Origin of the sequence: Stenotrophomonas sp. T8 (genome assembly GCF_051853085.1) — a bacterium.
GTDB lineage: Bacteria > Pseudomonadota > Gammaproteobacteria > Xanthomonadales > Xanthomonadaceae > Stenotrophomonas > Stenotrophomonas sepilia.
In genome coordinates, this window is the sequence record NZ_CP195329.1 from 3,554,411 (window position 1) to 3,569,776 (window position 15,366).

At 65.7% G+C, this 15,366-nt stretch carries 19 protein-coding genes; 1 reads left to right on the forward strand and 18 read right to left on the reverse strand.

Features of this window, described 5'->3' with window-relative positions; all coding sequences use genetic code 11:
• Positions 1-9: 9 nt before the first annotated feature.
• The 13 genes from ACSDHM_RS16415 to ACSDHM_RS16475 form a co-directional block, all read right to left on the reverse strand.
• Positions 10-1,011, reverse strand: a complete 1,002-nt coding sequence (locus ACSDHM_RS16415) for a major capsid protein (protein WP_439426404.1) — start codon at positions 1,009-1,011, stop codon at positions 10-12.
• Between the two features lie 87 nt (positions 1,012-1,098).
• Positions 1,099-1,788: a head decoration protein gene (locus ACSDHM_RS16420; protein ID WP_423170760.1), complete on the reverse strand. Its 690-nt coding sequence runs from the start codon at positions 1,786-1,788 to the stop codon at positions 1,099-1,101.
• 2 nt (positions 1,789-1,790) lie between these two features.
• Positions 1,791-3,212, reverse strand: a complete 1,422-nt coding sequence (locus ACSDHM_RS16425) for a S49 family peptidase (protein WP_439426405.1) — start codon at positions 3,210-3,212, stop codon at positions 1,791-1,793.
• Positions 3,142-4,623 carry a phage portal protein gene (locus ACSDHM_RS16430; protein WP_439426406.1) on the reverse strand — a complete coding sequence of 494 codons (1,482 nt, stop codon included), beginning with the start codon at positions 4,621-4,623 and terminating at the stop codon, positions 3,142-3,144. The genes ACSDHM_RS16425 and ACSDHM_RS16430 overlap by 71 nt, the downstream gene beginning before the upstream one ends.
• A complete protein-coding gene (locus ACSDHM_RS16435) occupies positions 4,616-4,831 on the reverse strand; it encodes a phage head-tail joining protein (RefSeq protein ID WP_049461274.1) in 216 nt (71 codons plus the stop codon). The genes ACSDHM_RS16430 and ACSDHM_RS16435 overlap by 8 nt, the downstream gene beginning before the upstream one ends.
• A 1-nt stretch (position 4,832) precedes the next feature.
• Positions 4,833-6,872: a terminase gpA endonuclease subunit gene (locus tag ACSDHM_RS16440; RefSeq protein WP_439426407.1), complete on the reverse strand. Its 2,040-nt coding sequence runs from the start codon at positions 6,870-6,872 to the stop codon at positions 4,833-4,835.
• A 22-nt stretch (positions 6,873-6,894) separates the two neighbouring features.
• Positions 6,895-7,398, reverse strand: coding sequence for a DUF1441 family protein (locus ACSDHM_RS16445; RefSeq protein WP_008265668.1), 504 nt, complete (start codon positions 7,396-7,398; stop codon positions 6,895-6,897).
• Between the two features lie 192 nt (positions 7,399-7,590).
• Positions 7,591-7,878 carry a hypothetical protein gene (locus ACSDHM_RS16450; protein ID WP_439426408.1) on the reverse strand — a complete coding sequence of 96 codons (288 nt, stop codon included), beginning with the start codon at positions 7,876-7,878 and terminating at the stop codon, positions 7,591-7,593.
• Position 7,879: 1 nt separating this feature from the next.
• A complete protein-coding gene (locus ACSDHM_RS16455) occupies positions 7,880-8,362 on the reverse strand; it encodes a hypothetical protein (protein WP_439426409.1) in 483 nt (160 codons plus the stop codon).
• A complete protein-coding gene (locus tag ACSDHM_RS16460) occupies positions 8,359-8,802 on the reverse strand; it encodes a hypothetical protein (RefSeq protein WP_235643177.1) in 444 nt (147 codons plus the stop codon). Before ACSDHM_RS16460 ends, ACSDHM_RS16455 begins: the two co-directional genes overlap by 4 nt.
• Positions 8,803-8,810: 8 nt before the next feature.
• Positions 8,811-9,299, reverse strand: a complete 489-nt coding sequence (locus tag ACSDHM_RS16465; protein WP_134968318.1) for a glycoside hydrolase family 24 protein — start codon at positions 9,297-9,299, stop codon at positions 8,811-8,813.
• A gap of 72 nt (positions 9,300-9,371) precedes the next feature.
• Positions 9,372-10,121 (reverse strand): DNA adenine methylase, encoded by a 750-nt coding sequence (locus ACSDHM_RS16470; RefSeq protein WP_439426410.1) that lies wholly within the window; start codon positions 10,119-10,121, stop codon positions 9,372-9,374.
• A 237-nt stretch (positions 10,122-10,358) separates the two neighbouring features.
• A complete protein-coding gene (locus ACSDHM_RS16475) occupies positions 10,359-10,850 on the reverse strand; it encodes a GIY-YIG nuclease family protein (protein ID WP_134968316.1) in 492 nt (163 codons plus the stop codon).
• A 148-nt stretch (positions 10,851-10,998) separates the two neighbouring features.
• Between ACSDHM_RS16475 and ACSDHM_RS16480 the strand changes: the two genes are divergently transcribed.
• Positions 10,999-11,226, forward strand: a complete 228-nt coding sequence (locus ACSDHM_RS16480) for a hypothetical protein (protein ID WP_439426411.1) — start codon at positions 10,999-11,001, stop codon at positions 11,224-11,226.
• A gap of 26 nt (positions 11,227-11,252) precedes the next feature.
• On the opposite strand, the gene ACSDHM_RS16485 is transcribed toward ACSDHM_RS16480, so the two are convergent.
• The 5 genes from ACSDHM_RS16485 to ACSDHM_RS16505 form a co-directional block, all read right to left on the reverse strand.
• Positions 11,253-11,771, reverse strand: coding sequence for a hypothetical protein (locus ACSDHM_RS16485; protein WP_134968314.1), 519 nt, complete (start codon positions 11,769-11,771; stop codon positions 11,253-11,255).
• A 391-nt stretch (positions 11,772-12,162) separates the two neighbouring features.
• Positions 12,163-13,911, reverse strand: a complete 1,749-nt coding sequence (locus ACSDHM_RS16490; protein ID WP_439426412.1) for an SNF2-related protein — start codon at positions 13,909-13,911, stop codon at positions 12,163-12,165.
• A complete protein-coding gene (locus ACSDHM_RS16495; protein ID WP_231352329.1) occupies positions 13,911-14,342 on the reverse strand; it encodes a hypothetical protein in 432 nt (143 codons plus the stop codon). Before ACSDHM_RS16495 ends, ACSDHM_RS16490 begins: the two co-directional genes overlap by 1 nt.
• Positions 14,342-14,584, reverse strand: a complete 243-nt coding sequence (locus tag ACSDHM_RS16500) for a hypothetical protein (protein WP_439426413.1) — start codon at positions 14,582-14,584, stop codon at positions 14,342-14,344. Before ACSDHM_RS16500 ends, ACSDHM_RS16495 begins: the two co-directional genes overlap by 1 nt.
• A complete protein-coding gene (locus tag ACSDHM_RS16505) occupies positions 14,577-15,365 on the reverse strand; it encodes a phage antirepressor KilAC domain-containing protein (RefSeq protein ID WP_231352767.1) in 789 nt (262 codons plus the stop codon). The genes ACSDHM_RS16500 and ACSDHM_RS16505 overlap by 8 nt, the downstream gene beginning before the upstream one ends.
• Position 15,366 lies beyond the last annotated feature (1 nt).

Here is a 15,366-nt window from a genome sequence, read left to right on the forward strand (position 1 = left end):
ACTGTTGGCTTACTTGGCGCCGGCCTTCAGGCGGATCACCGCGTCCGGTCGGGTGTTGATGTTGAGCGGGTTGGACTGGCTTTCCAGCTGGATGCCCTTGTTCATGCGCATCGGGGCGGTCTTGGTGTAGTACGGCAGGCCGATGCCGCGCACCGTTTCCAGGTAGTCCGCCGGCGCGAAGCGGGTCAGGAACATGTCCGGCACACCCAACGGGAACGCGATGGCCTCGCCATCGGCCAGGGCCAGATCGCCGCCGGTATTGCCCTGCAGCTCTTCGAAGGTGATATCGCCGAACACGAAGCCCTTGCGGACGTCATCGCGCAGCGCGGCACCGTCCTGCCAGCGCTCGTAGGCCTTCTGGACGTCCGGGTGGTCGGTCAGGGCATCGAAGAAGCCGGCGCTGCAGAACACATGGATGCCGGTGTACGGAACGCCACCCAGCTTGTCCTCGATTGCGCGCTTGATGGCCATGCACTTGGCGCGGACCTTGGTGGCGTCCTTGTTCAGCTCCATGCCGATGACGATCTGGCTGACACCGAATTCCTCGTAGAAGTTGATGATCACCGATCCGTCGGCATCGAGCAGCTTGCCCTGCAGCGCGCCCATACGGTGGTATTCGATGGTGAAGTCCAGGTCGCGCTTGTGCACCGCCTGCAGCGCGTTGACCACGGCGGCAACGTTGGCGCCTTCCGGGTCGGCCGGGTCATAAACGCCCAGCAGCTGGTCAGCCATGACCGTCGAGTTCTGCGGCAGGTGGGTGGTTTCCAGCAGCTTCACCTTGCCACGCTCCAGCCCCTTGGGCTGGCCGGGCGCACCGCGCGGAACGTTCGGTACCAGCACCAGCTTGGTGCCCTTGATACCCACCTTGACGATGGTGGTGCCGACCAGGCCATCTTCCTGGAACAGGCGCATGTCGGCCAGCCGCGTGGAGATGCGCGGCAGGTTGTTGATGTAGGCGTTCAGGGCGTCGAAGCTCAGCACGCCCAGAGCCAGAAGGGTCTGCAGATCCATGGTGATTTCTCTCTTGGAATGGGATACGAAAAGGCCCCGCGAAAGCGGGGCCAGGGGTCAGCGGGTGAAGAGGGAGCTGCTCGGCGGTCAGCCGCCGGCAGCGGCTGCGATGGTGATGGTGTCGCTGATGGCTTCGCCCAGGTCGGCGGCCGTCACCTTGAGGGTGTAGTCGCCCGCTGCGCTCAGCGTCGCGGCATCCCAGGTGATGACGCCGCCCACGGCTGCCTTTGCACCGCCGCCGGCCAGGTTTCCGGTGCCGCTGGCCTTGGCAAGAGTGGCGCTGACGGTGCTGCCGGTGACCAGGGCACCAAAGACGTCCTTGACGTGTACCACGATCGGGCCCAGCGCAACCCCGGCGGTGCCGGTCAGCGGTTCGGACACGAACACCAGGTGATCGGCTGCGTTCGACGCGATCGGCTGCTGGGTCCAGCGGGTGATGATTCCCGACTCGGCCAGGCTCAGCGCGGCCAGCAACTTCTGATCGTCGGTAACGCCGTCAGCCCAGACCAGCTTTTCGCCAAAGACCTCTGCATCGCGTGCGATCGCTGCGCCCTTCACCGGCAGCTCGCCAGCGTTCGCACCGGTATCCACCGGGCCGTAGAGCACCTTCACTGCATCGGCACCGTTGGCGGCCACGGTATTGTCGGCCTTGAGCAGGGTGCCGGCGGCCAGCATGCCCTGCCCGGCCGGCAGACGGATCAGTTCGCGGCTGCGCTCGCCGCCTGCTTCGGACAGCAGGAATTCGCCGGTGCGGGTGCCGGCCAGAGAGATTTCCATCGTCAGTTACCTCGGTTCTTGTAGATGTTGTTGGGGTTCAGCTGCGCCTTCATTTCGGCGGCTCGTTGATCGGCCATGGAGGCCGGGTGTGCGGTGACGACCTGAGTACTCCGGCCCTCTTCCGCCTTCATCGACAACAGCTGTGCACGCACCGTGTCGAGGTCGGTGTTCTTCTCGATGAAGCTGGCCGCGATCGTGTCATCGCCACGCAGTGCGGCCGCGCATGCATCCTGGACTGCGGTCGCGTACTCGATCGCGCTTGCCGCCTGCTCACCCTGCGGCATCGGGCGACGCAGCAATGCCACAGCGAGCGCCGGCGGTAGATCGCTGGAAGCGACCGCGGCAGCCAGCGCGGCTGCCGGGTTCTCTGAGACGGCTGCCGGCGGCGCGAGTGCGGCCTCGGGTACCAACGGCGTTGCCGCTGCCTCCGGCTCGTCGTCCGGATCCGCGCCGCCCGGCGCGGGCGGCGGTGCCGCTTCGGCCGCGCCGAGGTGCGCGATCAGGTCGTGCCAGGTGCCGAGCCGGGTAGCAAAACCCACCGCCACAGCGGCCTGGCCGCGGTAGCAGGCCGCCTCGGTGGCGCGCACCGCTTCGGCTTGCATGTCGAGGTTGCGCGCCACGGTATCGACGAACAGCGTGTACATGTCCTCCAGATCCGCCATTGCCTCTGCGTGCGCTTCCTCGCTGAGGGGGAAGTTGGGGTTGAAGTCGACCTTGCGGGCACCTGCGAAAAGCGGGGTGACCTTCAGGCCGATCTGTGCGTTGTTGCCACTCCAGTCATGGTGGAAGCGGACCACGCCTACCGACCCGACACCGCCGGTGCGGCTGATCCAGATCTCGTCGCAGGCAGAAGCGAGGGCGAAGCCGGCGGAGTACGCATGGTCATCGACCAGCGCATACACCGGCTTCCGGCCACGCGCCTCGAAGATGTGGTCGACCAGGTCAAAGCAGCCAGACGCCATGCCGCCCGGCGTGTCCAGTCGCAGGATGATGGAGGTCACCGCATCGTCGTTGAGCAGTTCATCGAAGGTGTCGCGCACCGCGGCATAGCTCACCGGACCTGGGCCGCTGGCGCCGGGCATCGGCCGGTTGACCATTGCACCGGACAGGTTGATCACACCGATCAGTTTCTGGGCGACGCCCACCGGCTGCCCGTCGGCGCCGGACACTTCGAAGCGGTCGGCCTTCAGCACGCTGTCGTCGCTGGTGACCTTCCCTTCCAGATAGCCGCCCACCAGTGCCTCGCCGATGGTCGGCTGCACCAGCAACGGCTGATTGAGGACCGCGGCCGCGAGCGAGGCCACCACAGGCGCACGGCTGCCGCGACCCAGCATTCGGGCCAAGAGGCCAGGCTTACTCGTCATCGTCATTCCCTTCATCGTTGTTGGCGCCAGGGGCGCCGGGTTTGTCGTCCTGCCGAGCACCGGAGGCGTTCGTACGCCTCGGGTCGCTGTCGTAGCGAAGCCCGGCCGCGTCTGCGCGCTCGTTGTCCAGCGCCTGCTCAGCGTCGACCTGTTCGGGATCCTCGCCAGCGCCCAGCACCACCTTGCTGCGTGATTTGAAGCCGGCCCGCACAGCCTTGAGTTCGGACGTCACGTCCTGCACCGGGTGGCTCCACGGCCAACCCTCGGGCACCCACAAGGTTTCGGTCACGTCGTCGCGAAGGGCCGCATACCGTGGCACCTTCAACAGACCAGCCAGCACCGCCTGATCAATGAAGGCGTCGCGAACCTTCTGGCAGAACATGGGGATCATGTAGAGCCACTGGTCCTGCTCGATGACACGGCGGAACTCGTTGAGGATCAGGCGCAGCGCGCGGTCGGAGACGTTGCGCAGGTCGCCGGTGAGCACCTCGTAGGGCACGTCCTGGCTGGCGCAAATCGCCAGCAGGTGACCGCGCAGGAACTCGGCATAGTCCGAGCCTGCACTTGGCGGAGCCGCAAATGTGACCTTTCGGCCGGGTGGCAACTCCTGCAGGGTGCCGGGTTCAAGGCCACCGAGGGCGGTGCCGTCCACATCCTCACCGGTGATCAGGTCTCCGATGGCATCGCCCTCTTCCCCATCCGAATTGGCATCGGTGGTGATGAAGCCTGCGAACAGGTTGGCCAGCGCCTGCCGTTCCAGCACCGCGTCATCGAGGCGGTCCAGGTTGAACATGCGCAACAGAGCCGGAGCGGAGCGTGGTACACCTCGCATTGCACCGGCGCGGCTCGGCCGGAAGAGGTGCAGCACCTGCTCCGCCGGCACACGCACCAACTCGTTGCCGTTGACGGTCTGCTGCAGATCTCCGGGATGTTCCCGGTACATCCAGTAGGCCACGCGGCGCCCGATGCGATCGACCTCAATGCCTTGTCGAATCGCGTTTCCGTTGCTGGCCACGCCGTTGTAGTGCTGCGGGCACTGCTCCGATTCGATCAGCTGCACCTGCAGCGGCACCGGCAAGCCGTCCTCGGGCCGCCGGTAGCGGAGCCGGGCGAACACCTCGCCGGCTTCGTTCCACTCGCGCCAGGACAGCGCCTGCAGGCCCTCCCAGCCCAGCACGCCGTCTGCATCAGCGTACTTGCCCCAGCGGGTCCACAGCTTGGTGAGCTTCTTCTTGTGCTCCTTCGACCCCCAAACTGGCTTTGCCTGGATGCCCGTGGCGATGCCGTTGGATACGCTCTTGTTGAGCGCACTGACCATCCACGGGTCATTGCGGGCCAGATGCCGTGCCCGGGCCAGCAATGTGGACAGGCCCGTCAATGCGGCATTGGGCCCGAGCGAGGTCGGCCGGAAAGTGCGCAGGCGTCGGCCATTGCCGGCGGCGCGGTAAGGGCCTTCGGCGATATCAGACATTTCCGGTCCCCGACTGGTAGAGGCGCACGATGCGGCGACGCCGTGGCGCGCCTGATGCTTGGCCAATCTCGTCCCGCATCTGCTTCAGCAGCCGCCGCATCGAGTCCAGGCTTTGGTAGGTCACAGTTCGGTCGGCATAGCGGACGCTCAGGACGCCCGCCGAGATAGCTGCCTCCAGCTTCGCGACCTGTTCTTTGGTAAATGCCATATCAGCGTCCCAGGTACTTGCTTCGGATGACGCGGCGGGTTCGCGTGCGCGGCGTTGGCGCCGGCGCGACGTCGTCTGCCCTCACGTCTGGGTTGTCGTCCCACGGCGCGGCCCATGCCGGCGGCGCGGTCCAGTTGATGGCCGGAACCTTCAGCCACAGCGCCATGCCTTCGGCATAGCCGCACAGGTCGAAGGCTTCGTTGCGGCGCTTGGCCAAGTTTTCCCAGCCTCGGGCCGTCCTCGATTCGGCCGTCAGCTCCGCGTAGAACGCCTCGGGTAGCCAGTCGGGAAAGTGGTAGTAGCCCGGCCCGGGCTCGGCCCGCTTGATGTTGGCGTCCACCGTGTCCTTCAGTCGGTCCACGTTGAGCAGCAGCTGCGGCACATCGCCCTTCGACCCTGATTTGCGGTCCCGGCGCTTGCTGCTGTCCGGGAAGGTCTCCCGGAACAGCCCACCCTCGCGGCGCGCGTCGCCCTTGATCAGCCTGACCCTGGCGTGCAGCTTCCTGGCCTTGAGCGAACGCCAGAACTCCAGCGCGCGCACCGAGGTGCCCGACTTGCCGCCCCAGTCGATACCCACTGCATGCACCGGCATGCTGCGGCCGGTGGCATCGTCCAGCGGGTAGCGCCGGCTGATGACCTTTTCGACCAGGCGTTCCCAGTCTTCCAGGTACTTCGGCGGGTCCAGTGGCAGGAAGCCGCCCGAACCGTCCTCCCGCTTGGAGGTGCGCAGGGTGAAGGAATCGACCACCCAGCGCTCCAGTTGCCCGGATTCTCCGATGCCAAAGCCCAGCACCAGCACGACGAACCGGTTGGCCTGGACGTCGACCTCACCGAGCAGGAAACGCACGCCCGCCGGCACAGCACCTGCAGGCCAGACCTCGGCGCGCTCCTGCATCTCGTTCGGATCACTGGCAGAGCGCGCTGCCATCGGCACGTAGTTGATCGCGCCGTCGACGTTGTGCGTGGTCTTCAGCGGCCGCTCTTCACCGGTGGTGGCGAACGTCCGCAGTGCCTGGAAGTAGCGCTCGATCAGCGATTCCCAGGACTGGTAGGCGGCTGCAACACCACCCAGCCAGTAGCTGGCGATGCGCGCTTCCGGCCTTTCACCGGTGACCGTTCCGTCGGCGTGCACGACCTGGCCCTCCGCAGCCCACACGCCGCCGCGGTTCATCCCGTCCTTCCACCGGTGCTGCAGGCCCACACCGCAGTGCGGACAGTGCAGCAGCGAGTAATGCCGCGCCATCTTCTGCACGTCGTCCAGCACGACCCGTTCGAGCAGTTCCTCCATCGGCGGTAGCGCGAAGCCGTCATAGCCTGGCGCTGCCTGAAACCGCTCGCCGCACTCCGGGCATGGCCAGTACCAGCGTCGGCGGTCGCCGCGCGCGTACAGCGCCGCGATGCCGGCCGCCGGCGGGCCTTGGTGTGGGTGCAGAGGCTTCCACGCACCGTCGGCGTAGTCGGTTGCCGGGCTCGATTCGGCCACCACCATGCCGGCGGACATGTAGGTCTGCGTGCGCTTCAGGCCAAGGCCGAAGCACTCGTCGATAGTCAGGTCGCCGGTGTAGTTGTCCACGTCCGTCATCAGGACGTCGTGGATGTCCTTGCCCGACAGCACCGACACCGACGGCCAGCCCATGCGCAACGACATTCCCGACCGGAAGAACTTCAGCAGGATGTTGTCGTCGTGAGCACGCGGGCTCAGCCTGGAGCGCAGCTCCGGGCTGGCGGCGATGCTGCGGGCGATACGGGTCTTGCTGTAGTCCTCGGCCGCATCCTTGGACATCTGCACAACCATGGCGTCGGCCGGGTTGCAGGTGATCAGGTAGGCCAAGCGCGCATCGATCAGCGAGATGGTCTTGCCAGACCGCGCCGGCCCTACGAACACCACCGCCTCGTAGTGGCGGCTACCGGTCGTGTCCAGCGGCTCGACCATGTAGGGCGTCGTGTCTGGATCCCAAGATCCGGCTGCGCCGGCGGCATTGGCCACCTGCAGCACGCGCGCTCCCTCGCTCACCCTGATGCGGCGCGGCGGCCGGATCATCTCGGCAACGCCTTGGCGCACGCTACGCGCTGTCGCGTACGTCGTCATCGGTGATGCCCTCGTACATGGATTGCCGGACGCGATCGCACTCGTCCTGCACCTTGACCACCTGCTCCGGCGTGAGCCCGGCCTTGCGCTCGAGCACGTCAGGTAGCGTGTCGAAGAACTGCACGACCTTCTTCACCAGCTCGGCGTAGTCGGCCTCGACCTCTGCGGCCGGCACCAGCTGCCCAATGGTCGACTCGACCTTCAGGCGCTCGTTCTCCGACTGGTAGTAGGCGCGGCGCTCCATCGGCGGCAGGTCGCGCGGATCGACCACGCCCTCCGCGCCGAACGCCGCGGCACCCGGGTTCACCAGCGCCGGTGCTGCATCGGCCAGGCGATAGACGTCGTGCCCAGCGCGCTTGGTCAGCGGCGGGACGCCGGCCTCCTTCAGCCGCTTGCTGGCCGTTCGGCGGTCCATTCCGAACTCATCCGCCAGCCTGGCCACGGACCAGCCCTTGGTGAATTCGTGGATGTCGGCCATGTGCTACTCGATGCGCAACCTATTCAGCTATGAAAATTGGGTTTCTCCCGGGAAAACCCGCCAAAACCGTGCCCTGTGGTGGAGCACCACAGAGGCCGAAAAACTGTCTTTGACCGGGTCCGAATTCCCCCCGGTTGGTGTGGATAAGCCCCGGGGCCCCCGCCCGCCGTGAAACGCACGCGTGAAACGGCCTCAGCCGCCGCCCGTGCCGTCCGCTGCCGGCTTCCCCTGCACCTGGTCGATGCCGTCGAGCTGCGCCTCGTACTGCAGCAGGCAACGCTTTCGGCCGTTGCTCACTTCGAACACGGCCGAAGGCGCCGCCTCCTTCACCCACTTACAGCGCTTCCGCAGCTGGGCGTCGATCGGAACGTAGGTGGCCACCGGAACCGTGATGACGGCTGCCGGCGGCGGGTTCTGCTTGGTCGGTGCGGCTTGGCATGCCGCCAGCAGCGCAGCGGTAGTAACCACGAGGACGCGCATGTCAGTACCCCTTCAGTGCCGGGCAGGCGGAATCGAGCAGCTCCAGTGCTGCCTTGCAGGTGTCGGGCCGTTGCTCATATCGACTGCGCCAGGTGGATGCCTCCTTCTCGGAAGCTTCGACCTTTCCCGCCAAGGCCCGCAATGCCTCAGCACTCTCGTCCCGGAGGGCTTGCAGCTTCTCGGCTTCCGCCCTCAATGCGGCGGCGACCTCGGCCAGACGCTGATCGCGGCTGTCCACGTCGGCCTGCAGTCGGGCGGCATCAGCCTGCCAGTCGGCCCGGACCTTGATTACCTGGGCGCTCAGGTCGCGGATCTTCTGCTCCTTCTCGTAGGCAGTCAGGCCGGAGACCATGCAGCCGAAGGCCAGCACCGCACACACCACCTTGATCTTGCTACCGGGCTTGCTCAGCCACTGCAGCGCATCGGCAGCGGCGCCAACGATCAGCGTCCACAGCGCGCGAAAGAATCGAATCAGTACGCTCATGGCTTATCGCCTCCGATGGCGCCGGTGGCTCGCTCCACCATGCGCACGTAGCCGGGCAGCAGCCGGCGGATCAGCACACCCGAAATGCCTGCCATCGGCAGCTGCGGGGCGCCGGCAAGCTTTGGCCAGATCCAAGCGGCGATGGCCACCACCCATGCAGCAAGAACTGCGTAAGCCGCGACGGCTACGGCCAGTGCAGCCCAGCGGGCGGCGGTCTGCAGCAGCCGGTGCCTGCGGAGCCTATTGGCGTCTGCCGCCACTCGCCCAGCATCCTTGTCCGGAAGGATCAGCACGCCGATCAACGCGCCCGCCAAGGCGAGCAGAAGTACAGACTGTGGAACGCCGAGGATGATCCTCTCGGCCTCGCGCAGCGCATCAGCGGTTGCCGGCGCCACCACCGCAGCGGTGAACGTCGCGACGATTGTCTTGAAGGTGCTCACGGGCTCAGTCACGGCGCCACCGTCCCGCCGGCCTTGCGGTACACGGCCAACAGGTCGGCAAGCTTCTGTTCGTGCTGGCCGTAGCCCGCGCCAGGCAGGCTCGCCCAGGTCTTGCGGACGGCCGTGATGGCTTCCTCGATCTTCCCCGCTTGGATCAGGGGCAGCGCGCGGCGCTCCCGGATCTGCTGCAGCGCAATCAGGTCCTGGCTCAAAGGCGAGAAGTCCTTCAGGCCGAGCGTCTTCTTGTAGGCGTCGTAGTAGCGGCGCAGCAGCTGGTAGCGGCCTGCCGCGGTGGACTGGATCTTGAGCTTCGGAAGGTCCACCAGCACGCGTGGATGGTCGGCGTAGCTCTTGAACAACTGCCCGCCAACGATCACGTCATAGCCGCGGTCCTTGGTGGCCTGCTTGCCGTTGTCCGTACCTTCGGACCAGGCCAGCATGTCGAGGAAGGCCACGACGTTCACGCCGCCAGCCTGTTGGGGAGTGATCTGCGTCATCTCGGTTCCTGCGGAGGTTCAGCCCCGCCGCGCTGAGCGGGGCATGGATACCCGGCCGAACCCAATGCCCGGCTAGGTGGTGTAGATCAGCTCGCTCCGAGCAACGCCTTGGCCACCGCCCACGGTGTAGCGGATGGACACGCTGACCCGACTGAAGCGATCGAACAGCGCGCGCATGGCGGGGTGGTCGTTGATAGTCAGGATTGCCCGGCCTTTGAGCTGGCCCATGGTTTCAGCCAGCAGCTCGTACTGCTCCATGCCGAACTCGCTTCCATAGCCCGTGGTCTCCCAGTACGGAGGATCGAGCAGGAACAACGTTTCGGGCCGATCGTACTTCTCGATGCAGCGCTGCCAGGTCAATTGTTCGATCACCACGCCTTGCAGTCGGAGGTGGGCATCACTCAGATCCTGTTCCAGCCGGAGCAGGTTGATGCGTTTTGCCGCTGTCGGGCCAACGCCCAGCGACTGCCCGTCCACCTTTCCACCGAAGCTCAGCTTCTGCAGGTAATAGAACCGCGCGGCGCGCTGGATTTCAGTCAGCGTTTCGACGTGCTGCAGCTGAGCCCACCGGTACATTTCCCGGCTGGTCAGCGACCACCGGAAGTGCCGAACGAACTCGTCCAGGTGGTTGGCAACCACTCGGTACAGCCTCACCAGCTCTCCGTGCGTGTCGTTCAGAACTTCAATCTTGGCCGGTGCACGCTCGAACAGCATGGCGGCGCTGCCAGCAAAGGCTTCGACGTAGCAGGTATGGGGCCGCTCGTTGATCAGGGGCAGCAGGTGCTTCGCCAGGCGTGTCTTACCGCCCGGCCAGGGGAACAATGTCTTTGTCTTCAAGTCTCAACCTGTGCGACATTCGTTAAGCAAACTGCGCGCGCTCTCCGGAGAGCGGCAGGGCTTAGGCCAATGGCACGCGGCTGAAACGCGTGTACTGCGGCGGCGCCCCGGTGCTGGCAGGCATCGGGGCGTCGCTCTGTTTGATGATCGGGCTTCGCGCCCAACAACGACGAACCGCAGGCCTGGACCTCCCGAGTCCAGGCCTGCGGCCGCCACAACCTTCTAGATTCCTGCCGCAGCCCTTACAGCTGTCGCTCGTCGGCGCTTCTCGCGATATGCGTTCTTCCGATGAGCCTCGATGAGACGCTTCATGGCAAATACCTTCTGAAGGTCCACATCCTCAAGCGCCCAGTCCTTGACTCTGGACATATGGGCCTCGATGGCGACGTTCAGTGCCTGCTTGTGCGCCACATTGGCCCAATCGAATCGGAACCACTCACCATTGGAGCCGAACGGCGCCAGTTCAACGTGAAGTTCCTTCTCAATCAATCTGGCCTGTGCCCTACTCATGCACTTGACCATGCCCGCCCTGACCAAAGGGATTGGACATCCCGTCTGGATCGCTCCAATTCGCGAGTAAGGATCGTCACTTACTCCGATCTTCACGTACATGGGGCCTTGCGCGTCGCGAGCCATCAACACGTATACGTAGCATCGACCGAGGGCCCAGCGCCCATTGCAGTCGTACACCCCGTTATGCACTTTGTCGCCCATGGTCCCAATTGGACACGAACTGTGGTTCCCGCTGCAACTGCGGTAAGGTTCCTTACCGCATTCGCGCGAATGCGGTAAGTTTCGCGGCGACTGCGGTAATGTTCCTTAGCGTTTCTTCATTATTCCCCCCTGACCCTCGAGATAGCCCATGAGCCACATCATTTTCATTAACAACAATGTCCGTCAGGTAGCAATCGTGGCGGAGACAATCACCAGCGTCAGCCTCGAAAGCAGCGGCGTAACCGTTCACCTGATTGGGGGCAACTCGTTCAACTTCCGCACCCACGGGGGGGCTGGGCCCAATCTCTACAAATTCATCCTTGACGAAATGGCAAGCGCTGGAGCCAGTTCTGGTGGGACGCACAAGACGACGTAACGGCTCGAGGCCGTGCCCTGCACTCGCTAGTGGCCAAACAGCCGTCCCTTGAACTCCTGACGGCCATCTTCGAGCGCCTGCCGCAGCGAGGCTGCGGCAATGGCATAGACCCGAAGATAGTTTCCTTTTCTCATCTTGGCCGCTCTAGCAGCTTCCTGCGCTGCGACTTTCCGTTCTGGCCACACCAGATCGTTCACCGCATCCTGCAGCACCAGGCGCATACGCCATCGGTCCGCAGGTTCGTCCATTCGAAGGGCCGGCTCTGCCCCATGTCGACGCTCCCACTGTAACTGCCGCATTACTTGCCTGGTCAACGACCGGCCCAGCGACGCCAGAGATACCCCGTGCCCCCGCAGCGCTACAGCTATGACGGCTTGCTTGGCGACCGAATCCCGCATCAGTCCGACGGCACCGGAAACGTCGGCGGACGTCAGCGGCTGCGTCGTTGACCGGCCATTCGATGGCTCCCGGAAACCTCCGCCGACCAGCATGCGGGCGATCAGCTCGAGCGGATCGCGCTGCAGGGTTGGTTCCGGCATCGGCATTCTGCCGCGCACCAGACCCACAGCCGGCGGCGCCGGAGGCACGTGGGGTTTGTGTACCCACGCCTTGGCCGCCTGAGCTTCCGCATCTGCGCCGACGCACAGCTCACTCCGGGCGCTGCACCGCGCGCACACGACCTGCGCGGTGCGCCGGCTGCTGGAGCTGCCCCTCGCGCGCATGCGCACCTCGTCGCTTCCGCAGTTGCCACACGGCACCAGGGCCGCCGCAGGCGAGGCTACAGCCGGCATCAGGCCACCTCGTTGCTGACCCAGCGGGACCGGCCGTCCTGCCAGACGTCCCACAAGCTGCCGTCGACCTGGCACCTGATAGGGCCTTCCCTGCCCTCCAGGTACAGGTGGTGGGTTGCCTCATCCAGGCTCGGGAATTTCGGGATCATCGGGAGGTCTCCATGGTTGTCACGTTCGTTGTTTCCAGGGCCACGCCCTGGTGTTGAAGGAACTGCTGGGCCAGCGCGCGCAACTGGTTCTCGCCTACGTCCAGACGCTCCACCAGGTGTTCCCCCGGGCTGCGGACGCCTTCGATCTGTTCCCGCTTCACCCCGAGCACGTCCGACACGATCGGGTCGCTGCCGCTGTCGGAGAGCAGGAAGTACGCCATGACCGGCTCGGTCTGCCCGTCGCGGTGGACGCGGCCGATGCACTGCTCGTGGACACCTGGCGACCAGTCCAGTTCGCCGAACACCACGGTGCTGCACACGTGCTGCAGCCCGTCGATGCCCGCACCAGAGCGGAGGCTGATCAGCATCACCTGGCTATCGCCCCTGATGAATGCGTCCTTCGCCGCCTGCTTCTGGCTCGGCGACTCGCTGCCGGTGTACATGACGGGGTTGTACGCAGCGAGCTTCTCCTGCCAGATGCTGTAAACCTCGCGGTGCCATCCGAACAGCAGCACCTTCTGGCCGCTCTCCAGCAGCAGCCTGACGAACTCGGCCACGTAGGGGGCCTTGGCCACGCCGGTCGCCTGCCGCAGCAGGCGGTCGAACTCGCCGGCTGCCTGCATCTTCTCGCCGCGGTACTGCTCGTTGGCCCGCAGGATGATCCGCGCCAATGCCGCGGCGTCGCCGGTGATTGCGTCCAGTGCTTTGGTGTCGGATTCCACCTCGTGCGGAATCTTCGACAGCGCCGGCAGCTCGCGACCCACTTCCTTGCGGGTGCGGCGCAGCATGATCCCCTGGCGACGCAGGTACTGGCCGAACTGCTCTGCGTCCTGCAGCTTGGCCTTCTCCCCGGGTGCGGAGATGCACCATTCCCGCAGGAACTCGTCATAGGTGCCCAGGCAGCCCGGCAGCAGCGGGTCGACCACATGGAAGAACTCGCAGCCGTAGTTGTAGATGGGGGTAGCGGTAAGGCCCATGCGGAGCCGCGCACGGCTGGCCAGATGGCGGCAAGCGCTGTGGATGCTGCTGTCCGGGCTGCGCAGCTGCTGGCATTCCTCGAACACCACGTACTGCGCGATCTCCCCCAGCGTCTCGGCCCAGCCCCGGAGCTTGTGGTAGCTGACCAAGATCACGTCCGGCAGCGTGTCCCACAGGTCCTTGATCCTCTGCTTCGGCTGGCGCACGAGCGGGTAAGGCGCGCTCTTCCTGATGTGATGCACGCGCAGCTGCGGTGCAAATTCGGCCAGCTTCTCCGGCCAGTGGTTCGGCAGCGCCGCTGGGTACACCACCACGGCCGGCAGGTTGCCCGGCGCGGCCATCGGGCAGATGCCGGTGACTGTCTTGCCGAGGCCAAGATCGTCGGCCAGCAGCAGACCGCCGCGGATGGACAGCTGCGCCCCCGCCACCCGCTGGTACTCCCGCGGCGGCTTGGCCAAGGTGAACTCTGGAATCTGAACGCGACCGGCCAGCAATTCGCCCAGGCTGCGCTCCATGTCCACGTGCTCGTCCGCCAGCTGCTGCAGCGCGCGCTGCGTGTCGGCATCCATCGCCAGCGGATAGCGCTGGGTGAACCACTGCAGCTCCCGGCTGTTCTCTGGCGTGGCAGACAGATCGATGTGCTCTGCGGCGTGCTGGCGCACCCGGGGAAATACGCGCTTCATGCGCGCGCGGACCTGCGGCTCGCAGATCACCCGCCAGGTACTGCCGGCGGCGCTGTACAGAAGGGTTCCATAGGTCGTCTGCATTACAGTGCCTGCCTCTTCAGGCGAATGATGTTGAAGGGTTTCCCCTGCCAGGCCGGCCGGGCCACGAGCGGGCGTTCACCCCAGCGCTCGGTAGTGGCGAGCAGCACACCGCGCACCTGCGGCAGGCTGATGTAGCGCCCAACCTGCCGCAGGGCGTCGGCGAGCGAACCCGCTACCTTCACCTCGATCACCAGGCCGTCGAGCCAGAAGTCTGCGCGGTTGCTGGCATCGAGCCGGTACTCGCGAACGTGGGCATGGCCGGCCTGGTCAAGGACGGTCGACAGAGCCTGGTGCAGCTGCACCTCAGAGCCGTAGCGATACCCGAAGCCCGCCAGCAGCCGACCAATACCCTTCAGCTGCAGCTGCTCTTCCATGGCGGTACCCGGCTTGACCGGCGTCACCTCCCGGCGCATGACGACTTCCCCGGCCATCAGCTCACCTCCGGCCGCTGCGCGGCCTCAGTTGCTTGGCGAATGTCTCTGCGTGCCGCTTGGGCCAGACTGGCAAGGCGAGCCGCGCGGGTGAAGGCCTCGGCCATAATCTGTTGGGCCTCGTCCTTCAGGCTCCACACGACAAGGCATTCCGGATCATTGCTGCGCACGTCTCGATCCATTGCCGCAACTTCGGCCAGGGCATGCACTGCGCGGTCCGCAAGGCTCGGATGGTCAGCCATGGACCACCTCCGCAGCCAGCTGCAAACCGGTGGCCGCGTCGGCCTGCGCCCAGCTCATCTGCCCCCGGTCGATGCTCTCGGCCAGCCGCGACAGGCCCTTCGCGGTCACCAGCACCTGCTCGTGTACGCGCTCCTGCTCACCGTCGGTGCGCTGTATGCACGCCTTGTGCACCAGCACGCCCTGCTGCAGCCGGTTCTGGTACGCCAGCCAGTTCTTGCTGCCCGCGCGGCGGTAGATCCAGCCGTGCTCGGACAGCCAGGCGAACAGCTGGCGCGGCTGGACCTGCAGCATCTTGGCGGCGGTGCTGATGTTGAAGGCACCGTCAGCCTGGGTCAGTCGCAGCAGCGCGCGGACCTGCGGTTCCTGGTACTGCACGCGCGCCTCAAGGATCTCGGCCTTCTCGCTGTAAGACAGCAGCAGCGCGCGCAGCGTCGCCGGATCGGTCAGCGCCTGCATCGGGTCAGGCGCCGCCGCCCCGGCCGTGAGCGCGTCATAGGCGCGGATCACCTGCAGGCTGAAGCTGGGGCTGATCCACATGGCGTAGGCATAGACCAGTTCGCGCACCACGTAGCTGCCGCCGTAGCGGCCTGCCACCGAGTGCACCGGGTAAATCCGGGAATCACCGGAGTTGACCAGCTCGGCCACCAGTTCCTCGGTCTGCTTCAGGCGCTGCCAGTCGCTGGGCTGGTGGCGCTTCGCACCACCGGATGCCTGGTGCAGGTCGTTCAGGCAGAACCTGCCCACGTCGTCGCGGCGCACAGTGACCCCGCCAATCATCATT

Coding starts and splice junctions, on each gene's coding strand:
- ACSDHM_RS16475 (WP_134968316.1), bottom strand. CDS start 10,850: ATGGGCGACAAAGTGCATAACGGGGTGTACGACTGCAATGGGCGCTGG.
- ACSDHM_RS16435 (WP_049461274.1), bottom strand. CDS start 4,831: ATGGCATTTACCAAAGAACAGGTCGCGAAGCTGGAGGCAGCTATCTCG.
- ACSDHM_RS16455 (WP_439426409.1), bottom strand. CDS start 8,362: ATGAGCGTACTGATTCGATTCTTTCGCGCGCTGTGGACGCTGATCGTT.
- ACSDHM_RS16500 (WP_439426413.1), bottom strand. CDS start 14,584: ATGGCTGACCATCCGAGCCTTGCGGACCGCGCAGTGCATGCCCTGGCC.
- ACSDHM_RS16450 (WP_439426408.1), bottom strand. CDS start 7,878: ATGCGCGTCCTCGTGGTTACTACCGCTGCGCTGCTGGCGGCATGCCAA.
- ACSDHM_RS16445 (WP_008265668.1), bottom strand. CDS start 7,398: ATGGCCGACATCCACGAATTCACCAAGGGCTGGTCCGTGGCCAGGCTG.
- ACSDHM_RS16420 (WP_423170760.1), bottom strand. CDS start 1,788: ATGGAAATCTCTCTGGCCGGCACCCGCACCGGCGAATTCCTGCTGTCC.
- ACSDHM_RS16465 (WP_134968318.1), bottom strand. CDS start 9,299: ATGACGCAGATCACTCCCCAACAGGCTGGCGGCGTGAACGTCGTGGCC.
- ACSDHM_RS16505 (WP_231352767.1), bottom strand. CDS start 15,365: ATGATGATTGGCGGGGTCACTGTGCGCCGCGACGACGTGGGCAGGTTC.
- ACSDHM_RS16490 (WP_439426412.1), bottom strand. CDS start 13,911: ATGCAGACGACCTATGGAACCCTTCTGTACAGCGCCGCCGGCAGTACC.
- ACSDHM_RS16415 (WP_439426404.1), bottom strand. CDS start 1,011: ATGGATCTGCAGACCCTTCTGGCTCTGGGCGTGCTGAGCTTCGACGCC.
- ACSDHM_RS16495 (WP_231352329.1), bottom strand. CDS start 14,342: ATGGCCGGGGAAGTCGTCATGCGCCGGGAGGTGACGCCGGTCAAGCCG.
- ACSDHM_RS16485 (WP_134968314.1), bottom strand. CDS start 11,771: ATGCCGATGCCGGAACCAACCCTGCAGCGCGATCCGCTCGAGCTGATC.
- ACSDHM_RS16480 (WP_439426411.1), top strand. CDS start 10,999: ATGAGCCACATCATTTTCATTAACAACAATGTCCGTCAGGTAGCAATC.
- ACSDHM_RS16440 (WP_439426407.1), bottom strand. CDS start 6,872: ATGATCCGGCCGCCGCGCCGCATCAGGGTGAGCGAGGGAGCGCGCGTG.
- ACSDHM_RS16430 (WP_439426406.1), bottom strand. CDS start 4,623: ATGTCTGATATCGCCGAAGGCCCTTACCGCGCCGCCGGCAATGGCCGA.